1 protein-coding gene is annotated in these 2,362 nt (G+C 68.8%); it reads left to right on the top strand.

Annotation, left to right across the window (positions count from 1 at the left end):
* Positions 1 to 2,362: hypothetical protein (locus FJY88_13665; GenBank protein ID MBM3288373.1), on the top strand; the 2,362-nt coding region annotated here is incomplete at both ends.

Below are 2,362 nucleotides of genomic sequence, written 5' to 3' on the forward strand. Positions count from 1 at the left end.
CGAGCAGCGCCGCGTCTACTTTGAGGAAGCGGCGGGCGTGAGCCGGTACAAACACCAGCGCCGCGAAGCGGTGCGGAAGCTGGAGGCGACGGAGCAGGACCTGACCCGGATCGCGGATATCGTCCGCGAGATCGACAGGGAAGTCAGGAGTCTCGCGAGGCAGGTCGGAAAGGCGAGGCGACATCAGCGCCTGATCGACGAGATCCGCACGCTCGAAGTCGATCGCGCGCTGCGCCAGTGGGCGGAGCTGCAGCGTCTGCACGATTCGTGCACCTCCGAGCGGGACGTCTGGGCGGACCACAGGGCGCGGCTCTCGGGGGATCTCTCGCGGAGGGAGACGGAGCTGGAGACCAGGAGAATCGAGCTGCTCGAGCGCGAGCGCCTGCTCGATGAGAGCCGCAGGGAGAGGGAGGGTCTTCTCGCCGAGCAGTCCACCGCGCGCGAGGAGGTTTCTGTCCTGGCGACCCGGATCCAGGGCTGGGAGCAGAAGGAGGCGGAGCTCGCGCGGAGGATCAGAGAGGAAGCGGAGCGCGAGACGGATCTGAGAGCGAGGATCGAATCCTCGGCCCCCGAGAGGGCCCGTCTGGAGGCGGATCTCGCCAGCCAACAGGAAGCGGTCGAGGTCGCTTCCGAGGCCTTCCGGGAAGCGGAGGAGCGTCTGCGCGAGGCGCGCGCCGAGGCGGGACGAAAGGCGCAGCTCCAGACGGAACAGCTCCTGGCGCGGGCGAGGGACACCAAGGAACTCGAGTCGCTGGACGGGATGATCGCCCAGCACGAGGTGCGCCGCGCGGCGCTCCAGGTCCATCATGACGGCCTCGCCGAGAAGGTGCGCGAGCTCGATGAGGGCCTCCGGAGGGCGGAGGCGGAGGCCCACGGGCGGGCGGGAAGCCTCGCCGAGATCGGGAGACTTGAGGAGGAGGCGGAAGCGACCCTGGCAGCGCTGACGGCCGAGCGCGAGGAACTGCGGCGGCGGCGCGAAGATCTCGCCTGCAGGCGGGCATCGATCGAGAGCAGGCTCTCGCTGCTCCGGGAGCAGCGGGCGCGGCACGAGGGTTTCGATCTTGGCGTGCGCCACATTCTGGAAGGGCGCGGCGAGCTTCGAGGGATCCACGGGGTGGTCGGAGATCTGCTCGTTCCCTCCGCGGGTCTGGCTGATGCGCAGGCCGAGTCTCTTCTCGCGGACGCTGTGCAATGGATCGTCGTCGAGGACGAACGGTCAGCCCTCGAGGCGATCGAGAGCCTCAGATCGCAGGGCCATGGCGGCGTTACGTTCTTTCCCTTGAAGGAGAATCGAGAGCGATTCCCGTCGAGCCCGGCGCGCTGGAAAGGGGCGGCCCCGATCGAGGGATCGGCCGACCTTCAGCCGCTGATCCGCTTCCTTCTTGGGCGTCTCCAGCCCGAGAGGAGCCGTGAGGAAGCGCGCCGCGCCGCGCGATCGGCCGACCCCGCCCTCAGGTACTTGAGTCCCGAGGGGGAGATCTTCTCAGGGGAGGGATGGATCCGCGTGCCCGGCGGAAGGGGTCCGGATAGGGAAATCGTCGAGAGGATGCGTGAGATCCCGCGTCTCGAGGAGTCCCTGACCAGAATCGCCGAGGATGAAGCCGACACCGCGGGCCGGCATGAAAGCAGCGAGACCGAGTGGAAGGCGCTGGAAGAGAGGATCCGAGGGCTCGGCGCGCGGCGCGCGTCCCAGGAGGAAGAGCATCGGCGCCTCGAGCGAGAGAGGTCCGAGCGCGCCGTCGAGCGAGGCCTTCTCCTCGAGGAGAGGGAGAGAGTCTCGGCAGAGTTGCTGGGCATCGGCCGACAGATCGACTCGCTCGGCGCCGACCGGCGGCGTCTCGAGACGCGGCTGGGGGATGCCGCGGCCTCGGGGCGCGACGCGGATGAGATCCACCGGCAGGCCGAGCACCAGTCCGAGGAGTGCGGCGCCGCGCGCGACGGCGCCTTGGAGAATCTCAGTCGCGTCCGGACGGAATCGCTGCGGGTCGAAAACGCCTGGAGGGAGCTGGTGAACGTAGCCTCGCGCGATCGAGAGGAGGCCGACCGCCTGGCTGCCTCCCTTGAGGAATGGGGCGAGGAGAGGGGGAGCACCGCGGGCCAGCGGGAGGCGGCAGAGAAGAAGCGCGCGGATCTCGGCGAGCGGGGACGCGAGATCGATGTCCGGCTGCTCCAGATCGAGAAGCTCCTCGACGAGCGCCGAGGCGAGCGCGACTCGATCCAGACGGCGCTCGCCGAGCAGGATCACGAGCTGCGCGAGCTGAGGCGCAACCTCGACGGTTTGAGTGAACGCCTCCACTCGGACCAGGTGCGCGAGGTCGAGATCCGTTCCGAGATGGAGAAGCTTCGAGAACGGATCTACCAG

The sequence above is a fragment of the Candidatus Eisenbacteria bacterium genome (assembly GCA_016867495.1).
Lineage (GTDB): Bacteria > Eisenbacteria > RBG-16-71-46 > CAIMUX01 > VGJL01 > VGJL01.